The 20,575-nt window shown below is 62.9% G+C and carries 26 protein-coding genes; 15 read left to right on the top strand and 11 right to left on the bottom strand.

The window, feature by feature from the left end:
* Positions 1–26: 26 nt before the first annotated feature.
* Positions 27–821 carry an IclR family transcriptional regulator gene (locus LB547_RS18105; protein ID WP_140627967.1) on the top strand — a complete coding sequence of 265 codons (795 nt, stop codon included), beginning with the start codon at positions 27–29 and terminating at the stop codon, positions 819–821.
* 2 nt (positions 822–823) lie between these two features.
* Here the strand turns inward: LB547_RS18105 and LB547_RS18100 are convergent, their stop codons facing one another.
* Positions 824–1,027 carry a YdcH family protein gene (locus tag LB547_RS18100; protein ID WP_140500489.1) on the bottom strand — a complete coding sequence of 68 codons (204 nt, stop codon included), beginning with the start codon at positions 1,025–1,027 and terminating at the stop codon, positions 824–826.
* A 239-nt stretch (positions 1,028–1,266) separates the two neighbouring features.
* Here LB547_RS18100 and LB547_RS18095 point away from each other — a divergent pair, with 239 nt between their 5' ends.
* From LB547_RS18095 to LB547_RS18080, 4 genes are all read left to right on the top strand, one after another.
* Positions 1,267–1,446 (top strand): YdcH family protein, encoded by a 180-nt coding sequence (locus LB547_RS18095; RefSeq protein WP_097571999.1) that lies wholly within the window; start codon positions 1,267–1,269, stop codon positions 1,444–1,446.
* Between the two features lie 557 nt (positions 1,447–2,003).
* Positions 2,004–3,254, top strand: a complete 1,251-nt coding sequence (gene ispG, locus LB547_RS18090; RefSeq protein WP_140759285.1) for a flavodoxin-dependent (E)-4-hydroxy-3-methylbut-2-enyl-diphosphate synthase — start codon at positions 2,004–2,006, stop codon at positions 3,252–3,254.
* A gap of 5 nt (positions 3,255–3,259) precedes the next feature.
* Entirely contained in the window at positions 3,260–4,108 is an 849-nt protein-coding gene (locus LB547_RS18085) for a lytic transglycosylase domain-containing protein (RefSeq protein WP_140525751.1), read from the top strand.
* A gap of 65 nt (positions 4,109–4,173) precedes the next feature.
* Complete coding sequence (locus tag LB547_RS18080) at positions 4,174–4,986, top strand: Stf0 family sulfotransferase (protein ID WP_224655905.1); 813 nt, start codon at positions 4,174–4,176, stop codon at positions 4,984–4,986.
* Here the strand turns inward: LB547_RS18080 and LB547_RS18075 are convergent, their stop codons facing one another.
* From LB547_RS18075 to LB547_RS18055, 5 genes are all read right to left on the bottom strand, one after another.
* Positions 4,987–7,326: a response regulator gene (locus tag LB547_RS18075; protein WP_140625009.1), complete on the bottom strand. Its 2,340-nt coding sequence runs from the start codon at positions 7,324–7,326 to the stop codon at positions 4,987–4,989. It lies immediately after the preceding gene.
* Between the two features lie 178 nt (positions 7,327–7,504).
* On the bottom strand, positions 7,505–7,747 hold the full coding sequence (locus LB547_RS18070) for a hypothetical protein (protein WP_140500496.1): 243 nt from the start codon (positions 7,745–7,747) through the stop codon (positions 7,505–7,507).
* 13 nt (positions 7,748–7,760) lie between these two features.
* The gene (locus tag LB547_RS18065) at positions 7,761–7,979 is read right to left on the bottom strand and encodes a hypothetical protein (protein WP_140517598.1); all 219 of its coding nucleotides are present in this window, start codon (positions 7,977–7,979) and stop codon (positions 7,761–7,763) included.
* A 207-nt stretch (positions 7,980–8,186) separates the two neighbouring features.
* A complete protein-coding gene (locus LB547_RS18060) occupies positions 8,187–8,942 on the bottom strand; it encodes an SDR family oxidoreductase (RefSeq protein ID WP_140500499.1) in 756 nt (251 codons plus the stop codon).
* A 70-nt stretch (positions 8,943–9,012) separates the two neighbouring features.
* Positions 9,013–9,930: a polyprenyl synthetase family protein gene (locus tag LB547_RS18055; RefSeq protein WP_140500501.1), complete on the bottom strand. Its 918-nt coding sequence runs from the start codon at positions 9,928–9,930 to the stop codon at positions 9,013–9,015.
* A gap of 78 nt (positions 9,931–10,008) precedes the next feature.
* On the opposite strand from LB547_RS18055, the gene LB547_RS18050 reads away from it, so the two are divergent.
* The 8 genes from LB547_RS18050 to LB547_RS18015 all read left to right on the top strand — a co-directional run bounded on the left by LB547_RS18050 (position 10,009) and on the right by LB547_RS18015 (position 15,794).
* Positions 10,009–10,770, top strand: coding sequence for a transglycosylase domain-containing protein (locus LB547_RS18050; RefSeq protein ID WP_140500502.1), 762 nt, complete (start codon positions 10,009–10,011; stop codon positions 10,768–10,770).
* Positions 10,771–10,912: 142 nt separating this feature from the next.
* The gene (gene rpmF, locus LB547_RS18045; RefSeq protein WP_008834724.1) at positions 10,913–11,095 is read left to right on the top strand and encodes a 50S ribosomal protein L32; all 183 of its coding nucleotides are present in this window, start codon (positions 10,913–10,915) and stop codon (positions 11,093–11,095) included.
* Positions 11,096–11,441: 346 nt separating this feature from the next.
* Positions 11,442–11,936, top strand: coding sequence for an Lrp/AsnC family transcriptional regulator (locus LB547_RS18040; RefSeq protein WP_140500504.1), 495 nt, complete (start codon positions 11,442–11,444; stop codon positions 11,934–11,936).
* A gap of 2 nt (positions 11,937–11,938) precedes the next feature.
* Positions 11,939–12,796, top strand: coding sequence for a transporter substrate-binding domain-containing protein (locus LB547_RS18035; RefSeq protein WP_140517600.1), 858 nt, complete (start codon positions 11,939–11,941; stop codon positions 12,794–12,796).
* Positions 12,797–12,897: 101 nt separating this feature from the next.
* Positions 12,898–13,557 (top strand): amino acid ABC transporter permease, encoded by a 660-nt coding sequence (locus LB547_RS18030; protein ID WP_140568180.1) that lies wholly within the window; start codon positions 12,898–12,900, stop codon positions 13,555–13,557.
* Positions 13,554–14,228 (top strand): amino acid ABC transporter permease, encoded by a 675-nt coding sequence (locus LB547_RS18025; RefSeq protein WP_181177960.1) that lies wholly within the window; start codon positions 13,554–13,556, stop codon positions 14,226–14,228. Before LB547_RS18030 ends, LB547_RS18025 begins: the two co-directional genes overlap by 4 nt.
* Positions 14,229–14,259: 31 nt before the next feature.
* Complete coding sequence (locus LB547_RS18020) at positions 14,260–15,213, top strand: agmatinase (protein WP_140759289.1); 954 nt, start codon at positions 14,260–14,262, stop codon at positions 15,211–15,213.
* Positions 15,214–15,392: 179 nt separating this feature from the next.
* Complete coding sequence (locus tag LB547_RS18015) at positions 15,393–15,794, top strand: hypothetical protein (RefSeq protein WP_140500511.1); 402 nt, start codon at positions 15,393–15,395, stop codon at positions 15,792–15,794.
* A 2-nt stretch (positions 15,795–15,796) separates the two neighbouring features.
* Here the strand turns inward: LB547_RS18015 and LB547_RS18010 are convergent, their stop codons facing one another.
* The 3 genes from LB547_RS18010 to LB547_RS18000 form a co-directional block, all read right to left on the bottom strand.
* Complete coding sequence (locus tag LB547_RS18010; RefSeq protein WP_140562417.1) at positions 15,797–16,228, bottom strand: GlcG/HbpS family heme-binding protein; 432 nt, start codon at positions 16,226–16,228, stop codon at positions 15,797–15,799.
* A 189-nt stretch (positions 16,229–16,417) separates the two neighbouring features.
* Positions 16,418–16,651, bottom strand: a complete 234-nt coding sequence (locus LB547_RS18005; protein ID WP_140500515.1) for a hypothetical protein — start codon at positions 16,649–16,651, stop codon at positions 16,418–16,420.
* A gap of 76 nt (positions 16,652–16,727) precedes the next feature.
* A complete protein-coding gene (locus LB547_RS18000) occupies positions 16,728–17,249 on the bottom strand; it encodes a winged helix-turn-helix transcriptional regulator (RefSeq protein ID WP_140676875.1) in 522 nt (173 codons plus the stop codon).
* A gap of 89 nt (positions 17,250–17,338) precedes the next feature.
* On the opposite strand from LB547_RS18000, the gene LB547_RS17995 reads away from it, so the two are divergent.
* Together LB547_RS17995 and LB547_RS17990 are read left to right on the top strand one after the other, a co-directional pair.
* Positions 17,339–18,223, top strand: a complete 885-nt coding sequence (locus LB547_RS17995) for an alpha/beta fold hydrolase (RefSeq protein ID WP_140759291.1) — start codon at positions 17,339–17,341, stop codon at positions 18,221–18,223.
* Between the two features lie 50 nt (positions 18,224–18,273).
* Positions 18,274–18,930, top strand: a complete 657-nt coding sequence (locus LB547_RS17990; protein WP_140517605.1) for a glutathione S-transferase family protein — start codon at positions 18,274–18,276, stop codon at positions 18,928–18,930.
* 35 nt (positions 18,931–18,965) lie between these two features.
* Here the strand turns inward: LB547_RS17990 and LB547_RS17985 are convergent, their stop codons facing one another.
* Complete coding sequence (locus LB547_RS17985; RefSeq protein WP_140500522.1) at positions 18,966–19,229, bottom strand: ArsR/SmtB family transcription factor; 264 nt, start codon at positions 19,227–19,229, stop codon at positions 18,966–18,968.
* A 31-nt stretch (positions 19,230–19,260) separates the two neighbouring features.
* A complete protein-coding gene (locus LB547_RS17980; RefSeq protein ID WP_140500523.1) occupies positions 19,261–20,508 on the bottom strand; it encodes an MFS transporter in 1,248 nt (415 codons plus the stop codon).
* Positions 20,509–20,575 lie beyond the last annotated feature (67 nt).

Below are 20,575 nucleotides of genomic sequence, written 5' to 3'. Positions count from 1 at the left end.
ACAGATACTAACATCAGGAATCGACAATGCAAGATGGCAGCGCCTTGGCGGTCTCAGCGGACGCAAAGATTTCGGTCTCTCGGGAGAAGGGCCTCAACCGGGTGCTCGAGATTCTGGAGTTCCTTCATTCGACGCAGCGCGCCATCGGTATCGGCGACCTCGCCAAGGGGGTCAACGCGCCGCGTTCGACCACCTACACACTGGTGCGATCGCTGGTCGATGCGGGCCTCCTGGAGATGGCCGGCGACGGCAACCGCGTCTATTTCGGTAAGAAGCTCTATCTCTATGGAATGGATTATGTGCGCGGCAACGACCTCTTGAGGCGAGGACGCCAGGAGGTCGACAACCTGTCGCGCGAGACCGGCGAGACCTCCGAACTGTGCATGCTGCAGAGCGGCCGCTACACGATCGTCCACTCGAGCCCGGGCACCCGGCCGTTCCGCATCAGCTCCGCCACCGGTTTGCAGATCCCGCTGCCCTGGACCGCGTCAGGCAGGCTGCTGCTCGCCGGCCTCGAACAGGCCCGGATCGAGGCCATGATATCGGAAGACGATCTCATCCTGCCCGATGGCCGCAGATTGCGGCTGGACGATTTCATCGCCGACATAGCGACGGCGCGAGCCACCGGCTATTGCATCACTTCGGGGCTCGTCGACGCCTATACGAAATGCCTCGCCGCGCCGGTGTTTTCAGCACCCGGCACCGTCGAGGCGACGATGTGCCTGGTGGTGCCCATCGACACGTCGCAGGAGAAGACAGGCGAACTCCTGGCCCTGTTGCGCGAACGCGCGGCGCGGCTTTCGATCGCGGCCTGGACCTGAAGTCAGGCGATGATGTCCGGGATGATCCTGTCTTCCAGCTTCATCAGCCGATCCTTCAGCGCAAGCTTCTTCTTCTTCATGCGCTGGATCTGCAGCGGGTCGCAGTTCATGGCGATCATCGCATTGATAGCGGCGTCGAAATCGGCGTGTTCCTGCTTCAGCCGGGAAAATTCGAGGCGAATATCGGCCTGTTCCTGATCGGACATTCTCTACCGTCTGCACGTCTGCGGCGCCCAAAACTGGGCCTGATTGGGCGGGGGCGGCTCTTTTTGCCACCGGCGCGCAGCCCATATCACATTTCACATTGCCGTGGAATGCTACCACGGATCATTCGACATCGCTGCGCGAAGGTGGCACACTGTCATTGTGCCGTCACAGAGCGAGCCTGCGGTGGACGAGCCTTTGGCGGCTGCAATCGAGGAAACCATGAAAGGGAGAACCAATCATGTCTCTTGCATCCCATCTTGATGAGTTGCAGCGGAAACACGGCGACATCGAACGCGAGCTCGATGACGCGATGAATCACCCGTCGGTGGACGACCTCGAAATCGTGAATCTCAAGCGACGCAAGCTGGCAATCAAGGACGAGATTGAAAAACTGAGGGCCAAACCCACGACGCATTGATGCCCCACTGACATAACCGCTCACCATTCGGGTCTTTCCTGCCGGCGGCAATTGCCGCCGGACTGGTGGTTTTGATCTTCGGTTTCAGGTCGACCATCACAGATATTCGTACCAGGCAGAGGCCTTCCGACTTCCTAGTCCCAGGACGAGCAGGGGCGAAGCTCGTCGCGGCTCCCCTTTACCGTAACTGACCGAAGAGTGCAGCGGAGCAGAATTCCGCCTTGCCGCGGCGCTCTGAGGTCAGGGCTTGGATTCTGGGACTGCGCTGCGTCGCTCTTCTCCTTGCTCCTCCCCGAAATGACGGACTCGTTCCGGGAAAGACAAAGCGATGGGGCCTGCCAATCGCCAGGTAGCCGATTGGCCGACGCAAGCGAGCGATAAAAGTCGGGCGCCGAGCAACCGGCGGCGGCATCGATTGCGGCCAGTGGCGACCTGTCGCCATTGACAAGCCATCTTTGCTCCTCCACCTCATGCCCGGACTTCAGCGCATCGGCCCGGAGCGCGCTTTTGTGCGTCCAAGTGGACGCGCGGCGCTCCAGAGATTAAAGGCTGCCGGCATGACCGGATATTATTCCTTTCCCTTCCCGCGCCGCACCTCGGTTGGCGTCGATGTGGGCGGCGTGGTGGTTGGCGGCGGTGCTCCCGTCGTCGTGCAGTCGATGACCAATACGGATACCGCCGATGTCGACCAGACGGTCGCCCAGGTCGCGGCGCTGCATCGCGCCGGCTCCGAGATCGTGCGCATCACCGTAGACCGCGATGAAAGCGCCGCCGCCGTGCCGCGCATCCGGGAGCGGCTGGCGCGGCTCGGTATCAACGTGCCCATCGTCGGCGACTTCCACTATATTGGTCACAAGCTCCTGGCCGATCATCCGGCCTGCGCCGAGGCGCTGGCCAAATACCGCATCAATCCCGGCAATGTCGGCTTCAAGGACAAGAAGGACCGGCAGTTCGGGGCAATCGTCGAGATGGCGATCAAACATGACAAGCCGGTGCGCATCGGCGTCAACTGGGGCTCGCTCGACCAGGAACTCCTGACCCGGCTGATGGACGACAACCAGGCCCGCGGCTTTCCGTTGACCGCACAGCAAGTGACGCGCGAGGCGATCGTGCAGTCGGCGATCCTCTCGGCCGAGATGGCCGAGGAGATCGGCCTTGGCCGCGACAAGATCATCCTCTCGGCCAAGGTCAGCGGCGTGCAGGACCTGATAGCCGTCTACACCGAGCTCGCCAGCCGTTCCGACCATGCGCTGCATCTCGGCCTCACCGAAGCCGGCATGGGCTCGAAAGGCATCGTCGCCTCATCCGCCGCCATGGGCATCCTGTTGCAGCAAGGCATCGGCGACACCATCCGCATATCGCTGACGCCGGAGCCGAACGGCGATCGCACGCGCGAGGTACAGGTGTCGCAAGAATTGCTGCAGACCATGGGTTTCAGGCAATTCGTGCCGATCGTCGCCGCTTGCCCCGGCTGCGGCCGCACAACCTCGACCGTGTTCCAGGAACTGGCCCAGAACATCCAGGCCGATCTCAGGAAAAACATGCCGGCGTGGCGTGAGAAATACCCAGGGGTCGAGAACCTCAAGGTCGCCGTGATGGGCTGCATCGTCAACGGCCCGGGCGAGTCCAAACATGCCGATATCGGCATTTCGCTGCCAGGCACCGGCGAGACGCCGACAGCGCCCGTCTTCGTCGACGGCAAGAAGGCGGCGACGCTGCGCGGACCCTCGATCGCGCAGGATTTCGAAAAGATGGTCACCGACTATATCGAACAACGATTTGGTCGCGGCAAGGCCGCGGCAGAGTAGGTCGAATGCTGCGCTTCCTCCCGGTGGCGCTAATCCTGCTGTGCGGGTGGCCCACCTTGGCCCAGGCCGATCCGCCGCAATCGGCCAAGCAGCGGCTGATCGACAAGGTCTGCAACCTGATCCAGGCTCATGCCGACCAGAACGGCCTGCCCAGGGATTTCTTCGCCCGGCTGATCTGGAAGGAAAGTCGGTTCGATCCCAACGCCGTCAGTCCGGTCGGCGCCGAAGGAATCGCCCAGTTCATGCCGGGGACCGCCAAGATGCGCGGGCTCGCCAATTCCTTCGACATCAACCAGGCGATCCCGGCCTCGGCGAAATACCTCGCCGAGATGAAGACCAGCTATGGCAATCTCGGCCTGGCGGCCGCCGCCTACAATGCCGGCGAAAACCGGGTCTCGCGCTGGCTGGGCTCGGGCGGCTTCCTGCCGATGGAAACCGAAAGCTATGTCTTCGACATCATGGGCGAGCCGGTCGATAAGTTCGCCGACCGCGCCTATGCCGGAAGCGTGCGACCGCTCGACGCGAAATCCGATTTCGTCGCGGCCTGCCGTAAGCTCCCGGTGATCATGTCGCGCACGGTGGCGATGGCTTCCATCAACATAAAGCCGTGGGGAATCCAGGTGGCCGGCAATTTCCGCCGCAGCGCCGCGATCAACCAGTGGCTCAGGGTGAGAGGCCGCTTCCCGGCCCTGCTAGGCGGGCATGATCCGGTGGTCAGCCGGGTGCGCACGCCGATCGGCCGGCGCGGCATCTACGCGGTCAGGATCGGGGTCGACGACCGTGCCGCCGCCGGCGCTATCTGCCAGAAACTGCAAAGTGTCGGCGGGGCATGCGTGGTGGTGCGCAACCGGTAGAGGGTGTGTCGTTGCGGGTGAAGGGGCGATAAAAAATGCCGGCCGCGGCTATAGGCGACCCTGGATTGGCCGGCATTGCCCTGCCTTCGACGAGCAATGAGGGCCGCAGGATGGTCGACGCATATATTATCTGCGGCACGCCCAGGACCGGAAGCACTTTGCTGTGCAAACTCCTGGCCTCCACGAAGGCGGCGGGCGATCCTCATTCGTTCTATCGGCGGCAGGACGTGCCCGAATGGGCCGAAGAGTGGGGGCTGCCCGGCCGCGACACGATGGGCGAACTCGAATTCAATGCCGCCTATCTCAATGCGGCCATCGCCGCCGGCAAGGATGGGACCGGTATTTTCGGCCTGCGCCTGATGCGAGAGAATCTGGATGAGCTTTCAGCGATACTCGACCGGATTTTCCCGGGGCTTGTCTCGGATAAAGCTCGTTTCGAGAGGGCGTTTGGCCGTGTTCTCTACATACATCTGTCACGCGAGGACAAGCTTGCGCAGGCCGTATCGCTGGTCAAGGCGCAGCAAACCGGCCTTTGGCATGTCGCTCCTGATGGAACCGAGCTGGAAAGGGTGGGGCCTCCCCGGGAACCTCAATATGATTTCGGGCGGATCAAGGATGAGGTTGCCGAGCTCGGAGCTTATGACGCTGCCTGGAACATGTGGTTCGCGGAGCAAGAGGTAATCCCGCTGCGGATCGGCTATGAGCGCCTGTCGAGCGATCCGGTTGCAACGTTGGCGTCCGTTTGCGACGCCTTGGGGGTTCAGGCACCGGATGCTGGGGATATAAGACCCGGCGTCGCAAGGCTTGCCGACGAGACAAGCCTCAACTGGATGCGCCGTTATCATCTGGATGCGGCGTCCGAGGCGTCGACGGTATAGCTATGCCGTCTTCGCCACCACCGTTTCGCTGAGCCAGGTGCCGATCTTGGCGCCGAGGCGGTCGGGTGAAACCGGCTTCGGCAGATAGTCGTCCATGCCGGCTTCGATGCACTTGTCGCGGTCGCCCTTCAGCGCATGCGCGGTGACGCCGATGATCGGAATGTGGCTGCCATCCGAGGCCTCCGTCGCCCGGATGGCGCGGGTCGCCTCGTAACCGTTCATCTCCGGCATGGAGACGTCCATCAGGATCAGCCTCGGGCGCAACGAGCGGTACATCTCGACCGCCGTGCGGCCGTTGCCGGCTATACGATAGCTCAAGCCCAACCCGTTGAGAATCTGGCCGAACACCAGCTGGTTCACCTCGTTGTCCTCGGCGATGAGGATGTCGATCGGACCATTCGGCGCGACCGTCGGTTCCGGCACGGGGACGGCTGGCATTGCCGGGCCGCGGATGACGGTAAAGGCGGGCGGCGCCGCCTGCGGCAGCGCCGGTACGGGTTCGCGAACGAACTGCGCCCTGCCGACCTGCGAGCGGGCTTTCTGGACGACCGAGATGACGGTGCCGAGCAGGACCGCGGAGCGCGCCGGCTTGGTCAGGTGCGCGGCAATGCCGAAATCAATGATCATCTTGCCGAAATCGACCTGGTCGACCGAGGTCAGGAGCACGACCGGTATGGCCGACAGCCGGCTGTCGGCGGCGATGGCTTTCGCGACATCGGCGCCGTTCATACCGGGCATCTGGTAATCGAGGATGATGCAATCGACGGCGGCCCCCAGCTGGCAGGCGCGGTCGAGGAAAGCCAAGCCGACCGCACCGCTTTCGGCGGCGGCGCAGTCGAAGCTCCAGCTCCTGAGCTGTTCGAGCAGGATCTCGCGGTTGACCGGATTGTCGTCGATGACCAGAACGCGGGCGCCGGTGACGTCGACCGGCACGATCTCGTCGCGAGCCTCGGCACGATGCACGGGCAGGGGCACCGCGAACCAGAATACGGAGCCGCGGCCGATCTCGCTCTCGACGCCAATCTTGCCGGCCATCAGGTCGACGAGGCGGGCGGCGATGGCGAGACCAAGGCCGGTGCCCTCGTGACGGCGGGTCGAGGAGCCGTCGACCTGGGCGAATTTTTCGAACACGTTCTGCAACTTTTCGGCCGGGATGCCGATGCCGGTGTCCTCGACGCGCAACTTGAGCTGGACGACGTCATTGACGGTTTCGCCGCCGACGTCGATCAGCACATGGCCCTTCTCGGTGAACTTCACCGCGTTGCCGAGCAGGTTGGTGACAATCTGGCGGAACCGCCCGGCGTCGCCGACGACGTAGGCCGGCAGGCGCGGGTCGACGCGCACGATCAGTTCGAGGTTCTTTTCGGCGACATGGGCGGAGACGAGCGTGGCCACATCCTCGACCGCCTCGGCAAGGCGGAACGGCGCCGGGTCGAGCGTGAGCTGGCCGGCATTGATCTTGGAGAAATCGAGGATGTCGTTGATGATGGTGAGCAGCGCATTGCCGGATTTGACGATGACGTCGGTGAAGGTCTTCTGGCGCGCGGTCAGCTCGGTCTTGGCCAGCAGCTCGGCCATGCCGAGCACGCCGTTCATCGGCGTGCGGATTTCGTGGCTCATATTGGCGAGGAATTCCGATTTGGCGCGGTCGGCCGCCTCGGCCTTGAACAGCGACTCGGCGGATTCGGCGAAGGCGCGGCGGATGGCTTGCTCCATCGGCCGGAAGATCCAGAAAGCGGCGATGGAGAGCACCGCGAACAGCAATCCGCTCGCCCACAGCAGCAGCCGGTCACTGGAGGCGTCGGCCAAATGGCGCTCGTCGTCCATGGCGGTGCGGACGCGGACCAGCATCGGCTGGGCAAACAGGTCGTTCTGGTTGCGGATTTCGCGATAGCTCCACTCATCGACCTTCTGCGCCACCGACATCAGGTTGAAGTTTCGAATCATGTCGCGCGGAGACCAGAACAGGTCGCCATTGACCGAAGCGGATTCGAGCTCGTTGATCGTCTTTGTCGACAGGCGTGGACGCAATGCAGCGATCTGGGCCGCAAGCGTCCCAATCTCGCTGGTCAGGCGTTCCGAATGGCCGCGCGCCGACGCGGTCAGCGCATCGCGCGTCTCCGCTCGCCAGGCGGTTCCCGTCGTCTCGGCGAAGCTGGTCGCGTTGCGCAGATCGCGGGTAAAGATGACAAGGTTGCTGCTCAGGGCATCGATCTGGTGGCGGAAGGAATTGACGCGATCAAGTGCGAGCATGATCGCGAGCGAAGCCAACGCGAAGATCAGCAATCCCGAGAGATAACGGCTCCGGATGGACCGTATGAAGGAAGAATATTCCGGCATGCGCAACCCCAACACATACGCATTATTTTAACGGTCGGGATTACGCTTGATTTACATTAAGATTTCGTTCTGGCGACCGAGAATTTCGGATTCCCGCAGCCTCCCATGTAGCCTGCCGGCTGCGCCGAGATGAAGGGCCGCGGCCACTTCAAGGGACGGTCAAGCTTCGGATATTATTTCAATCCGCGGGCCGTTTGTGATGCCGGGATTCCTGGTTCGAGCCGCGAAGCATTTCACGGTCATCGGCATCGACCAGATCGACGTCGCCGCCCCTGAGCGACTGGCCCTGCTGGCGAGCCGTTCTTTCCTGCTTCGACCGCTTCAGTTCGTCCTCGGCGTTGAAATTCTTGTCCGCATTCTTGGTGTTCACCCGCTCCTCGATGATTTGCACCTGCTGTTCGTGGGTCTTCTTGCCGGTCATGGGATATCTCCCTCTATTTGTTCGTCCGGCCGGTCTGGTCGGGGTTCACACCGCCTTGCGGGGTGGTGTCGTTCTCGACATCGCCCCGAAAAGTATTTTCGCCATCGAGTTCCTCGTCGTCGTCAAGAATGTCGCCACCCTTGATGGTGCCTTTGGATGCGCCGATGCCGGGATCGTTGCGCAAGTCGCGATCGCTTGGCCTCGGCTGTTTGCGATGCTTGTTGTCGTTCATGGGTTGCCTCCTGCTTCTGGTCCCGAACGTCGCGACGGGTGCAATTGTTCCCGAAACGCAAGGTCCCCAAACGCTCTGGCCGGGAGTGAGACCACCGCAGCCGCGTATCTTCGAACAGCGGAATGCTGCCACGAGTGATGTCAGCTCCGCGTCAACCGGTTATCGATCGGGCAGCATTTGGCGCGCCTGCCTGTTCGGCGCGGCGGATCAGATCGACGCTGTGATGCCGCCGTCCACATAGAGAATATGGCCGTTTACGAAAGAGGAGGCCTCGCTGGCCAGGAAGACGCAGGCGCCGACCAGTTCCTCGACCTTTCCCCAGCGGCCGGCTGGCGTGCGCTTTTCCAGCCAGGTGCTGAACGCAGGGTCGGCGACAAGGGCAGCGTTGAGCGGCGTATCGAAATAGCCGGGTGCAACGGCATTGCATTGCAGGCCATGTTTGGCCCAATCCGTAGCCATGCCCTTGGTCAGGTTGCCGACCGCGCCTTTCGTCGCCGTGTAGGGCGCGATGCCCGGACGGGCGAGCGCGGTCTGCACGCTGGCGATGTTGATGATCTTGCCGCGGCCGCGCCTGATCATATGGCGCGCCACGGCCTGGCCGACATGGAAGACGCTGGCGACGTTGGTCTGCAGCAGGCGCTCGAACGCATCGGCGGGAAACTCCTCGAGCGGCGCGCGGAATTGCATGCCGGCATTGTTCACCAAAATGTCGATCGCTCCGCCGTCCAGTTCGAAACCGTCGACCGCCGAGCGAACCGCTTCATGATCGGTAGCATCGAAGGCCAGCTTTTCCGCTCCGGGAATCTGCCTGATCGCGGTGGCGAGCCTTGCCTCGTCACGGCCGTTGAGGATCACCCTGGCGCCGGCTTCGGCCAAACCCTTGGCCAAGGCGAAGCCTATGCCTTGCGAGGAGCCGGTTACGAGGGCGGTGCGCCCGCTGAGATCGAACAATTTGGTCGACATCGAACCTGATCCTCCCGATTGGCCCGTTAAACAGAAACCTTCACGCCAAGCCTCGGGGTCTGCCCCGATCTCAATTGTTGCGCGTCGCCACGAAGGTCGCGGCTGCCTTCAGCAGGCCAGCCTGCTCGCCATAGGGTTCGAGCAGCGCATGCGCCTGATGGACAAGGCCATGCAACTGGGCGCGTGCCCATGCCTCCCCGTGCAGCGCCACCAGCGTTGCCTTGCCGGCGGCGGCGTCCTTGCCCGTCGCCTTGCCCATCTGTGCGGCATCCGCGGTCAAATCGAGAAGATCGTCGGCAAGCTGGAAGGCAAGCCCGATCGCCGAGCCGAACTCGGCCAGTCTTTCGCGGTCCCCGGCAGGCACGCCGGCGACGACCGCGCCCGCCTCGCAGCCAAAGCGGATCAGCGCACCGGTCTTCATCGCCTGCAGCCGGATGATCCCGGCCTCGTCCGGCGCGATGCGCTCGGCCTCGAGGTCCAGCGTCTGGCCGCCGACCATGCCGCCGGCCCCGGCGGCGCGGGCGAGCGCCAGCACAAGGGCGGCCCGCCGCTCCGCCGGCAGCGCCGTAGTCTCGTCGGCGAGGATGTCGAAGGCAAGCGTCAGCAGGGCGTCGCCGGCGAGGATGGCAGTCGCCTCGTCGAAGGCCCTGTGCACGGTAGGCTGGCCGCGGCGCAGATCGTCGTCGTCCATCGCCGGCAGGTCGTCATGGATCAGCGAATAGCAGTGCACGCATTCCAGTGCGGCCGCCACGCGCAGTGCCGCTTCGCCGTCGGCGGAAAACAGGGCCGCGCTTTCCATCACCAGAAAGGGGCGCAGGCGCTTACCGCCGTTGAGCACGCCGTGCCGCATCGCCGCCATAAGGCGCTCGGGCCGCGCGATCTCGCCCGTGAGCGCGCGGTCGTCGAGCAATCGCCGCAGCAACGTCTCGACGGCGGCGGCCCGTGCGACGAGCGCCGTTTCGAACGCCATTTCATCGTCATTCGTCATGGCCCGGACCGGTAGCCGACACTCAGACGTTGCGCAAGAAGACAAGCGCCATTATGCCGGGGGAGGGAGAGACACGGGTTGGGCGACTTGGCGGAACCGATCGTCGATCATGAAACCGAAAAGCTGGACATGGCGACGAGATCCCGTGGCGTGAACCGTCGTGCTCTCAAACGCTGGGTCCGGCGCGGTATCGTCGTGGCTGCCGTGCTGGCGCTTATCCCTACGGTGCTGACCTTTCTCTATCTGCCGTCTTTCGTGCATCCGGTGTCGACGCTGATGCTGAAGGATCTTGCCACCTTCTCCGGCTATGACCGCCGCTGGGTGTCGATCGACGACGTGGCACCGGTGCTGGCCAATTCGGTGATCATGTCGGAGGACGGACAGTTCTGTTTCCATCGCGGCGTCGACCTCGGCGAATTGCGGGGTGTCGTCGACGACGCGCTGGCCGGCGAGGGGACGCGCGGCGCCTCGACCATCACCATGCAGACGGTGAAGAACCTGTTTTTGTGGTCTCGTCCGCTGGGCACGGTTCGTAAAGTGGTCGAGTTGCCGCTGGCCGTGTATCTCGACGCGGTGATGTCGAAGCGGCGCATCATGGAAATCTACCTCAACATCGCCGAGTGGGGGCCGGGCATATACGGCATCGAGGCGGCGGCGCGGCACCATTTCGGTATTTCGGCAAAACAGCTGTCGCGCCGTCAGGCCGCGCTGCTTGCCGTCAGCTTGCCAAATCCGATCGCCCGCAACCCGGCCAAGCCCGGGCCGGGGCTGAGGAGGCTGGCCAACCTGATCGAGCGGCGCGCCGGCCGATCCGGCGCTTATGTCGGCTGCCTCCAGTAGCCGACATAAAAAAATTCGCGGGCAGCGCTGGCCAAAACGGCACCGGGCGTGTATAGGCACCCGACTTTCTCAGATTCCGGCCCCTGACACGGCCCTTTCACGAGGGCGGGCGGGGCTTTTGACCATGTAGTGGAGCATATCCATGGCCGTTCCGAAACGAAAAACCTCTCCGTCCAAGCGCGGCATGCGCCGCTCGGCAGACGCCCTCAAGGCCCCGACCTATGTCGAGGACAAGAACTCCGGCGAAATGCGCCGCCCGCACCATATCGACCTGAAGACCGGCATGTATCGCGGCCGCCAGGTGCTGACGCCCAAGGAAAGCTGAGACCAGCTTTCCTGATGTTTGAGCTAAAAAGACCGGCCGCTGGCCGGTCTTTTTGCGTCTGGCGGGACCGACGACCGACAGCGTAGCTGCGTCTCCAGGCCTTGATCTCCGATCGGCCCGGACGCCGCCTCATCGTGCATCCTCGAGGCATGGCCGATTGCATACCGCACATCGCCTTCGACTCGGTCGACACGACTTTTCCCAATGATCGAACCGTGAGCCCGATGCGCGGCAATCGCCGGAGGCAGCGTCGCTGGTGTTTTTCGCAATCTGTGGGATTGCCATAGACGGTTTCTTATGCGATTTTTGAATTTATAGTCGGAAATCGACACAGATTGGGAATTCGATGTGGGATTTCGTCAGCACAAGTGATCTCGACGATACCGAGCAGGCCGTCCTTTCCCAACTCAAAGTCGATGGGCGGATGTCGAGTGTGGATATCGCCAAGCGCATCGGCGTCACCGAAGCGACGGTGCGGCGGAAAATGGCCCGTGTGCTCGAGGACCCGGATATCTGCATCCAGGCGGTCGTGCGCCCTTTGCGCAGCGATGTCGGCATTGCGGCCATTGTCGGGCTCGACGTCGACCGCGAGCACATCATCAGCGTTGCTCGAAAACTGTCGGAATACTCGTTCGTCGACAGCGTCTACGCCATGACCGGGCCGTTCGACATCATCATCCAGCTCACTTTGCCATCCACGACCAGCCTGCACGATTTCCTCGTCAGTGAACTGGCCAACGTTCCCGGGATCAAGGATTCCGAGAGCTACATGATCGGTCGCGTCTTCAAGCATAGCGGCCGGGCTTACCAGCACAGCAAAACCGAAGAAAAAAGAGGGTAACAATGGGTGAGTTTCTTTCCGCTTCGCGCCGCCGCGTCCTGACCCTTCTTGCCGCCGCGCCGCTCCTCCTGCCGTTCGCTGCCACCGCCCATGCCGATGGGCTGGTCGACCAAATCAAGCAGCGCGGCACCATCCTCGTCGGAACCGAGGCCGCGTTCGAGCCGTTCGAATTCGTCCGCGACGGCCAGATCGTCGGCTATAACAAGGACATTCTCGACTATGTGGTCAGCCAGCTCGGCGTGAAGCTCGACCAGCTCAACCTGCCTTTCCAAGGCTTGCTGCCAGGGCTGCTGGCCAAGAAGTTCGACCTGATGGCGACCTCGACCGGCATCAACGCCGAGCGGGCGGCGAAATACGCCTATACGCGGCCGACCGGTTCGTTCGAGAACGTCGTCGTCGTGCGCGTCGACGAGGAGCGCATCAAGAAGCCGGAGGACATCAACGGCATGGTGGTGGCCACGCAACTCGCCTCCTCCGTGCAGCCCATCATCGAGGCCTATGACAAGGAGCTCAAGGATAAAGGCGGCAAGGGTGTCGGCGAGATGAAGCTGTTCACCTCCTTCCCCGAGACCCATGTCGCTCTGGCCTCCGGCCAGGTCGACGCCATCGTCATCGCCTCGCCTTCGGCGGCCGTTCTGATGAAGAACGTTCCCGATACCTACAAGGTCGTCGGCTCGATCGGCGAATTCTCCTATCTCTCCTGGGTGGTGCGGCCGGAGGACAAGGATCTGCGCGCCTTCATCAACGCCAAAATCGGCGACTTGAAGGACAGCGGCAAGCTGAAGGAGCTTCAGCTCAAATGGTTCGGGTTCGAGATGAAGACGCCCGACGAGGGTTATCTGCCGCCTGGCGCGCTCTAAGCCCCCAACCAGGCGCCCGGCGCTGCCGGACCGGTGGTTCCAGTCATTGGACGCGCCGGTCTCGGATGGCCCGGACGTCCAGGGATCATTCGAGCTGAAAAATGTTCCATTTTTCAAAGACGCTGACCTTCCTGCCGGAATTCCTGGCCGGCGCCGGCATCACGCTGAGCGTCTCGGCGCTGGGGTTTCTGGTGGGCACATTGATCGGCTTCGGCCTGCTCGCATGTGGCAGGTCGCGCTGGCGCGTGATCCGCTGGATCGGCGCGGTCTACACCAGCTTCATCCGAGGCACGCCGCTGATCGTGCAGATCTTCATGGTCTACTACGTGCTGCCGGGCCTCGTCGGTATCGACCTGCCGCCGCTCCTGGCCGGCGTGCTGGCGCTCAGCTTCAACAGCGCGGCCTTCGTCGCCGAAATCCTGCGCGCCGGGCTGACGCGCATTCCCGCCGGCCAGTACGAGGCGGCCAAGGCGCTCGGGCTGAAGCCTGCCGTGACCTGGTTCAAGGTCATCCTGCCGCAGCTCTTCCGCGCCATTATCCCACCGATGGTCAACGAGTTCACCATGCTGGTGAAGGCATCCTCGATCCTGTCGGTGATCGCGGTGGTGGAACTGACCCGCACCGCGCAGAACATCATGAACGTCACCTACCGGCCGGTCGAGGCCTTCTGCATCGCGGCGGTGCTGTATTTCGTCGTGCTGCTCTCATGCAGCGTGCTGACCAAGCGCCTGGAACGCAAGGCGCAAGGCGTACGCGCATGACCTTCGATTTTTCCGTCATAGCGGACAACTGGCAGATCCTCGCCAAGGGCTTCGGCAACACGGTGCTGATGTGCGCTGTCGCATTGCCGTTCGGCTTCGCGCTCGGCACCGTGCTGGCGCTTATCCGGCTGCGCGGCGGACGGGTGCCGACGGCGATCGTCTCAGCCTATGTCGAAATATTCCGCAATATCCCGTTCCTGATCCAGATATTCCTTTTGTTCTACGCCTTGCCGATGTTCGGTGTCAGGCTCTCGCCCGTGGTCGTTTCGATCGGCGCGCTGTCAGCCTATGCCAGCGCCTATTCGGCCGAGATCATCAGGGGCGCGATCCAGTCGATTTCGTACGGCCAGGTCGAGGCCGGCTACGCGCTGGGACTGCGCTACCTGACCATCTTCCGCAAGATCCTGGTGCCGCAGGTGCTCGGCTACATCCTGCCCGCGGCCACCAATCTCACCATCACGCTGATCAAGGAATCGGCGATCCTGTCGGCGATCACCGTGCCGGAACTCACCTACATGGCCCAGAACATCATTGGCCGCACATTCTCGCCGGTGGAGATCTTCACCGCCATCGCATTGCTGTACTGGGGGCTGACGGCCTTCGTGGCAGCGATCTCGCGCAGCCTGGAGCACAGGCTGCAGCCTCATCTCGCAGCCCGCCGTGGCGCCTGATCCAAAAAAGCTTCAACGCAGAGGAGACCCCATGTCCAAACTCACCACCGCGCCGCGCGATGTCTTCCAGACATTCATGAAGTTTCCGCTGGTCGAGGATCTCGACACGCTGAAGGCCGATGTCGCCATCATCGGCATGCCCTATGGCGATCCCTACACGATCGACGAGTTGATCAACGACCAGACCAATGCGCCGACCGCGGTGCGGCGCGCCTCGCAGCGGATCAGCCAGGCGCTCGACCGCTATGATTTCGACATCGGTGGGCCAGTCTTCGACGGCAAGGACATCAAGGTGGTAGACGTCGGCGACGTTCCCGGCGCGGCGGCCGATCATGTCGGGCACTACGGCAGAGCCGAAGCGGCGATCCGCAAGATCCGCGCCGCGGGCGCACTGCCGATCACAATCGGCGGCGACCACGGCATTCCGATCCCGATCTTCCGGGCGCTTGACGGCGAGGGTCCGATCACGCTGGTCCAGCTCGATGCCCATCTCGACTGGCGTGACAACGTCAACGGGGTCAAGGAGGGCTATTCCAGCACCATCCGCCGGGCCTCAGAAATGACGCATATCAAGGATATTTTCCAAGTCGGCGTTCGCGGCCAAGGCAGCGCGCGCACCGAGGAGGTCGAGGCCGCCCGCGCCTATGGCGCCAACATCATCACCACCAATGAATGGCAGGACATCGGCACCGCCGCGCTCCTGAAGCGAATTCCCGACGGCGGTCGCTACTATCTCACCATCGATGCCGACGGCCTCGATCCGGCGGTGATGCCGGCGGTCGAGGGGCCACAGCCGGGCGGCGTCAGCTACCGGCAGACGATTGAGCTCATCAAGGGGCTGGTCGGCAAAGGAAGGCTGGTCGGCATGGATATCGTCGAGATCGCGCCGGCGCGCGACGTCAACGAGATCACCTCGATGACGGCCGGCCATATCATCCTCAACGTCATCGGCGCGGCCGTGCGCGCCGGCTACTTCAAGCGCTGATCGCGAGCGGGGTGCGCGTTCACGCATCCCGCGGCTCAATTTCAAAGATGTCGGCCGGACAACCGGCTGACATCGTTGTTGCATTCGGTCTTCTAGCGTGTTTAGGGCGTGCTGCGAAAATTCTTGACGGCGTGCCGGTGGCGCACTCTACAAAGGGGTGCCCCAAATGGAGACGCCAGATGTTCGGTGCCGTCCCGCTGCTGATCGTGCCCTTTGTCCTCTACAATCTCGGGCTGCTCGGAATATTCGGCAGCGGTGACGATCCCTGGGCAAGCGAGGTCTTTTCCGTCGGCATGATGTCCGGCGGGGTGTTCTCGATGACGCTCGGCGACCTTATGGTGCTGATCGGGCTCATCTTCCTCTTCGTCGAGATCGTGAAATCGGCGCGCACTACGAACGCCTCGATCATGGACCATCTGTTGTCGACGCTGGTCTTCGTGGCCTTCCTGGTCGAGTTCCTACTGGTCAAGGGCGCCGCGCATTCGGTCTTCTTCACGCTGATGATCATCGCGCTGTTCGACGTGCTCGCCGGCTTCTCGGTGTCGATGCGGTCGGCGAGCAGGGATATCAACCTGAATTAGCCTCAGCCCGGATCGGCGGTGAAGCCGGCGGCCTCGATGCCGGCGATGGCGGCGGCTTCGTCATTGTCCGAGCTGTCGCCCGAAATACCGACCGCGCCTATGATGCTGCCTGCCTTGTCGCGGATCAGCACGCCGCCCACGACCGGCAACACGCGTCCGCCCGAGACGTCGGAGATGCCGGTCATGAGATGCGGGCGCTCCTTGGCGAAGGCCTCGACGCGGCGCGAGCCCATGCCGATGGCGAGCGCGCCATAGGCCTTGCCGGCCGACATTTGCGGGCGCAGGAACGAGGCGCCGTCCTGGCGCTGGAAGGCGACGAGATGGCCGCCGGCGTCGAGCACCGAGACGCCGAGCGGCCTGAGCTTGAGCTCCGCGCCCTTGGTGAAGGCGGCATCGATGATCTCGAGGGCTTTGTCGAGCGGCAGTGCGGTCATGGCGATCTCCTGTTTGAACGGATAATCATCGGCAGCCAGCCGGACGAGGCAATCCAGGTTCCGGTTGAAATTGCTTCGTGGAAAGCGGGGTGAACGCGCCGATCCGGATCGCGCCTATGCCGCGATCCACCAAATGCGATCAACGGCCACCGGCTCAGGGCCGGCAACGAAGCAACCGGGAGCGGCGTGCTACTTCTTCTTGGCGCGGGCGGGCTTCTTGGCGGGCACTGCCGGCGCGTTGGCAAGGTCTTCGGCTTCCTTGGCCAGCCGCAGCGCCCGCAGCTTGTCGGTCTTGACCTTGCGGGCATCGCTCTCGGCGACATACTCGGCCATCGCCTTCTGTCGGACCGTGGCCGCTTCCTCCTGCTTCTTGAAGCGCAGATCGGCGCGCGCGCGGGCAGTATCCCTAGAGTTCTCAACCAAGAGTCTGTTCCAATCTCGTGACGTGATTTTCGGCCTCTTGTAGCAGAGCCGGCCATTCAACGGGGAAAATAGTTGGTCACGCGGCCGGGTTGCCGCCGAGAGCCTTGCTGGCGAGCACGGCCTCATAGGCGGCCTGCAGGGTCGCGCGTACAGAGGGGCCGGACGCTGCATCGAGGGGCGTGCCGAGATGCTCGTGGCGCAACTCACCCATGAATTTCTCCCATAGCGGCGGCCCGCCCTTTTCCAGAAGCTCGGCCCGGATCGACAATTCCTCGCTGACCGGCAGCCAGACGCGGCCCCAGGCGCCGAGATGGGCCAGGATCGGCACCAGGGTGATCGCCATTTCGGTCAGGCTGTAGATCGCCTTCTGCTTGTGCGAAGGATCGTCGGCCTTGGTCAGCATGCCCAGATCCATCAGCCGCTTCAGCCGGTCGGCCAGTATGTTGGAAGCAATGCCTTCCATCGACCCGTTGAGCAACTCGCGAAAATGGCGCCTGCCGCCAAAAATCATATCGCGAAGGATGATCAGGCTCCAGCGGTCGCCGAACACTTCCAGCGAAAGATTGATCGGGCAACCCGAGCGGCGATCGATGTTCATTCGATTTCTCCAAAACCGGTTGCATTATTGTATCGGTTTTATTATGGTGCAACCGATTGCAAAATGCAAGCAGATGAGGAGGCCACGCGATGACGAAGACCGGACGCCCCACTATCATATCCGAAGCCTTTGGCGACCCCGCCGACCCCGCTCTGCTGCTGATCATGGGAGCGATGGCCTCAATGCTGTGGTGGCCGGAGGCGTTTTGCCGGAAACTCGCCGCCGCGGGACTGTTCGTAATCCGCTATGATAATCGAGATACCGGCCGCTCGACCAAATACCCGCCGGGAGAGCCGCCCTACACGTTCGACGACATGGCTGACGATGCGATCGGCGTTCTCGACAGCCACGGCCTCGACAAGGCGCATATCGCCGGCATGTCGATGGGCGGCATGATCGCGCAGCTCGTGGCGCTCAAGCATCCGTCCCGCGTCGCGTCGCTGACCGTGATCAGCAGCTCGCCGATGGGGGTGGACACCTCGTACCTGCCGCAGACCAGCGATGCCTATATCAAACATTCGGCTGAAGGCGCGCACATTGACTGGTCGGATCGCCGTCAGGTCATCGACTTCATGATCAAAGATGCCAAGGCGATCGCCAGCACAGCACATCCCTTCGACGAGGGCCGCATGAAAGCCTTCATCGAGCGGGACTATGATCGCCCCGCCGGCCTGCTCAGCGCGACCAATCATTTCCTGCTCAAGGGCGATAGTGACCGATGGAGGGGCCGACTGCACGAGATGAACGCGCCGCTGCTGGTCATCCATGGTACGGCCGATCCCATCTTTCCGGTCGAGCATGGCGAAGCGCTGGCCGGGGCGGTCGCCGGCGCGAAACTTCTCCGGGTTGAAGGCGGTGGCCACGAACTGCATCCGGACGATTGGGATGTGATCGTCGCCGGCATCGTTGCTCATATCCGGGCCGATTGGCACTCAAAGCGCGGTCCTGACGCCACAAGTTTGGGCAATAGTTAAGTAAACATTTCGGTACTAGACGACGTGAACCCCGAGACAGGTGAGCAAAAATGTCCCTGACGCTTCACTATCATCCGCTGGCCTCGTTTTGCTGGAAGCCGCTGATCGCGCTCTACGAGAACGGCACGCCGTTCGCGTCCGTCATCGTCGATCTCGGCGACGAGCAGTCGCGAGCAGCCTTCCTGAAGATAGCGCCCTGGGGCAAGATGCCCGCTTTGCGTGACGATGCGCGCGACCGCACCGTGCTGGAGTCGACCCTCGTCATCGAGTATCTGGCCGCGCACTATCCCGGACCGGTCGACCTCGTTCCCGCCGATATCGACCTCGCAATCGCGGTTCGCCAGGCCGATCGCTTTTACGATCTCTATGTGCAGGAACCGATGCAGAAGATCGTCGGGGACCGGCTGCGCCCGGAACGTAGGACCGATCCGTTCGGCGTCGAACAGGCGCGCGACCAGTTGCGCAATTCCTACGCGATCATCGAGCAGGAGATGGCGTCGAGGAACTGGGCTGTGGGCGACGCCTTCACCATGGCCGATTGCGCGGCCTCGCCGGCCCTGTTCTACGCCAACAAGGTCGAGCCATTCGGCGACAGATATCCTGCCGTGAGTCGCTACCATGACCGGCTGTTGCAGCGGCCGGCCTTCGCCCAGGTGATTGAGGAGGCGCAGCCCTATTTCAAGCTCTTCCCCTATAATGATGGCTGATCGTGGTGCGTGACCGGTCGTTTGAACAGGAACGATCAAGTCTCCCAAAATTGGTCGAGCCAGATGTTGAGTTTCAGGAAGCCGGCATTGCTCACCGTATAGACGCGCCGCGTGCCTTCGGCCTTGGCGTGGACAAGGCCGGCATCGAGCAACACCTTCAGATGCTGCGATACGGCCGGACGTGAGACCGGCAGCCCGGCTGCCAGTTGATTAACGGTTTTGGGACCGCGTCGAAGTTCTTCCAGGAGATGGCGCCGGTTGGGATCGGCGATCGCCATGAAGGCGTCGGAAAGCATCATGCCTCATTTGTGGGGCAAAGTTCTTCGAATCTCAACCGTTTGCTTCTGCTTTTCTTCTTGGGTCAAGCCGCAATGCTTCCGGCGTCACCGAACGGTCGGCGGGCTGCGTCTTGAAGGCGTCGCGGTCCTCGATCGGCACCGGCGCGCGGCGGCTGATGCGCAGCAGCGTGTAGCCTGCCAGGGAAAGATGCGCGAAGGCGGTCGCCAGAAACAGGCCCTCCGGACGCATCCAGCCCATCAGGGCGGCCGCCAGCAAGGGTCCGATCATGGTGCCGAAGCCATAGAGCAGCAGCAGGCCGCCCGAAACCTTGACGAAGTCCTCGGCACTGGCGTGGTCGTTGGCATGCGCCACGGCGATCGAATAGAGCGTATAGGCGAAAGCACCGTAGGCGGCGGTGAACACGATGACGAAGACGCCGGAGCGCGGCTCGAACAGGAAGATCAAGAGCGCGAACAGCGCAGCGCCGAAAGCGGCACCCGCCAGCACGAAGCGCCGGTCGGTCTTGTCGGAGAAACGCCCGGCCGGAAGCTGCATGGCGGCACCCGCCACCACCACCAGGCTCATCATCAAGGCGATCTCAGCGGTGGAGATGCCGATGCGGGCGCCATAGACGGCGCCAAGCGTGCCCCATGCGCCGTTGGCGATGCCGATGAGGACGCAAGCGATGGCCGAGACCGGCGAGTTGGCGTAGAGCCCCTTGACGTCGAGCTTGACGTCCTGGAGCGGCTTGGGGTGCGAGGCGGTCGATACCGCGGTCGGGATCAGTGACAGGCAGAACAGGATGCCGGTGATCATGAAGAGTGAGGCCGATTTCACGTCGCCGCCGGCGACGATCATCTGCCCGCCCATGATCGAGGCATAGGTGACCATCATATAGAGGCCGAAAACGGTGCCGCGATTCTCGTTGGTGGCCTTTTCGTTCAGCCAGCTTTCGATGACCATGAAGGCGCCGGCCATGGTGAAGCCGGTGAAGGCGCGCAACAGGATCCAGACATATTCGTCGATGACCAGTCCGGTGAGCAGCGCAACGATGGCGCCGGACGCGGCGAAGGCGCCGAAGGCGCGCACGTGGCCGGCACGGCGCACGATACGTGGTGCAAAGAAGCAGCCGGTGACGAAGCCGCCGGCCCAGGCTGTGCCCATCAGGCCAAGCGATGCGGTGGAGAAGCCTTCCACCTGGCCGCGCAGCGGCAACAGCAAGCCGTGCAATCCCGACGCTGCCAAAAGGAAGGCGGTGCCCCGAAGCAGCGAAAGGATCGGTCTGTAGGCTGCGAGCATTTTTTGATCCGGCTGAAATCGAGGAGAGACGCAGAGTCTGAAGACAGTCGCATTCGGGCTTTTCGGA

The sequence above is a fragment of the Mesorhizobium sp. B264B1B genome, assembly GCF_020165765.1.
In the GTDB taxonomy this organism is placed as follows: domain Bacteria; phylum Pseudomonadota; class Alphaproteobacteria; order Rhizobiales; family Rhizobiaceae; genus Mesorhizobium.
The sequence above is the reverse complement of the archived record's forward strand: the minus strand, read 5'-3'. Positions and strand labels throughout refer to the sequence as shown.

What these genes read in the sequence shown, in the direction of transcription:
- LB547_RS18105 (WP_140627967.1), top strand. Translation starts at nt 27, where the DNA reads ATGCAAGATGGCAGCGCCTTGGCGGTCTCAGCGGACGCAAAGATTTCG.
- LB547_RS18100 (WP_140500489.1), bottom strand. Translation starts at nt 1,027, where the DNA reads ATGTCCGATCAGGAACAGGCCGATATTCGCCTCGAATTTTCCCGGCTG.
- LB547_RS18095 (WP_097571999.1), top strand. Translation starts at nt 1,267, where the DNA reads ATGTCTCTTGCATCCCATCTTGATGAGTTGCAGCGGAAACACGGCGAC.
- ispG (WP_140759285.1), top strand. Translation starts at nt 2,004, where the DNA reads ATGACCGGATATTATTCCTTTCCCTTCCCGCGCCGCACCTCGGTTGGC.
- LB547_RS18085 (WP_140525751.1), top strand. Translation starts at nt 3,260, where the DNA reads ATGCTGCGCTTCCTCCCGGTGGCGCTAATCCTGCTGTGCGGGTGGCCC.
- LB547_RS18075 (WP_140625009.1), bottom strand. Translation starts at nt 7,326, where the DNA reads ATGCCGGAATATTCTTCCTTCATACGGTCCATCCGGAGCCGTTATCTC.
- LB547_RS18070 (WP_140500496.1), bottom strand. Translation starts at nt 7,747, where the DNA reads ATGACCGGCAAGAAGACCCACGAACAGCAGGTGCAAATCATCGAGGAG.
- LB547_RS18065 (WP_140517598.1), bottom strand. Translation starts at nt 7,979, where the DNA reads ATGAACGACAACAAGCATCGCAAACAGCCGAGGCCAAGCGATCGCGAC.
- LB547_RS18060 (WP_140500499.1), bottom strand. Translation starts at nt 8,942, where the DNA reads ATGTCGACCAAATTGTTCGATCTCAGCGGGCGCACCGCCCTCGTAACC.
- LB547_RS18055 (WP_140500501.1), bottom strand. Translation starts at nt 9,930, where the DNA reads ATGACGAATGACGATGAAATGGCGTTCGAAACGGCGCTCGTCGCACGG.
- rpmF (WP_008834724.1), top strand. Translation starts at nt 10,913, where the DNA reads ATGGCCGTTCCGAAACGAAAAACCTCTCCGTCCAAGCGCGGCATGCGC.
- LB547_RS18040 (WP_140500504.1), top strand. Translation starts at nt 11,442, where the DNA reads ATGTGGGATTTCGTCAGCACAAGTGATCTCGACGATACCGAGCAGGCC.
- LB547_RS18035 (WP_140517600.1), top strand. Translation starts at nt 11,939, where the DNA reads ATGGGTGAGTTTCTTTCCGCTTCGCGCCGCCGCGTCCTGACCCTTCTT.
- LB547_RS18030 (WP_140568180.1), top strand. Translation starts at nt 12,898, where the DNA reads ATGTTCCATTTTTCAAAGACGCTGACCTTCCTGCCGGAATTCCTGGCC.
- LB547_RS18025 (WP_181177960.1), top strand. Translation starts at nt 13,554, where the DNA reads ATGACCTTCGATTTTTCCGTCATAGCGGACAACTGGCAGATCCTCGCC.
- LB547_RS18020 (WP_140759289.1), top strand. Translation starts at nt 14,260, where the DNA reads ATGTCCAAACTCACCACCGCGCCGCGCGATGTCTTCCAGACATTCATG.
- LB547_RS18015 (WP_140500511.1), top strand. Translation starts at nt 15,393, where the DNA reads ATGTTCGGTGCCGTCCCGCTGCTGATCGTGCCCTTTGTCCTCTACAAT.
- LB547_RS18010 (WP_140562417.1), bottom strand. Translation starts at nt 16,228, where the DNA reads ATGACCGCACTGCCGCTCGACAAAGCCCTCGAGATCATCGATGCCGCC.
- LB547_RS18000 (WP_140676875.1), bottom strand. Translation starts at nt 17,249, where the DNA reads ATGAACATCGATCGCCGCTCGGGTTGCCCGATCAATCTTTCGCTGGAA.
- LB547_RS17995 (WP_140759291.1), top strand. Translation starts at nt 17,339, where the DNA reads ATGACGAAGACCGGACGCCCCACTATCATATCCGAAGCCTTTGGCGAC.
- LB547_RS17990 (WP_140517605.1), top strand. Translation starts at nt 18,274, where the DNA reads ATGTCCCTGACGCTTCACTATCATCCGCTGGCCTCGTTTTGCTGGAAG.
- LB547_RS17985 (WP_140500522.1), bottom strand. Translation starts at nt 19,229, where the DNA reads ATGATGCTTTCCGACGCCTTCATGGCGATCGCCGATCCCAACCGGCGC.
- LB547_RS17980 (WP_140500523.1), bottom strand. Translation starts at nt 20,508, where the DNA reads ATGCTCGCAGCCTACAGACCGATCCTTTCGCTGCTTCGGGGCACCGCC.